The sequence below is a fragment of the Dawidia cretensis genome (genome assembly GCF_018598175.1).
Taxonomy (GTDB): Bacteria; Bacteroidota; Bacteroidia; order Cytophagales; family Cyclobacteriaceae; genus Ohtaekwangia; species Ohtaekwangia cretensis.
In genome coordinates, this window is the sequence record NZ_JAHESE010000179.1 from 1 (window position 1) to 292 (window position 292).

1 protein-coding gene is annotated in these 292 nt (G+C 51.7%); it reads right to left on the reverse strand.

Annotated elements, in window-relative coordinates:
• Positions 1 to 25: 25 nt before the first annotated feature.
• On the reverse strand, positions 26 to 292 hold a 267-nt coding region (locus tag KK062_RS30270), incomplete at its 5' end, for a GH36 C-terminal domain-containing protein (RefSeq protein WP_254088118.1).

The following is a 292-nucleotide window of genomic DNA, read 5'->3' on the forward strand; positions in this document are numbered from 1 at the left end:
TATCTGTATAAAATATAAAAATATTTTACGGGGTTACCTTCGAAAACTGTAGCACGACGCTTGTCCTTTCCGTTGTCAGCTGCGGATTAATGCCGACCTTCGTCAGGAAGTCGCCCGTGTACACGACATCATGGTTTACGGGGGACGTCGTACCCGGCAACAAGTTGATCTCCCGCACTGTATACCGCGCCGCCGGGTCCAGGCCTTTGAGCTTCACGGGCAACGGCGTTCCCTCACCATAGCGGTTGTTTACCAGGTAGTTAAACATAACACCGGTAGCCCGTGTAGCATC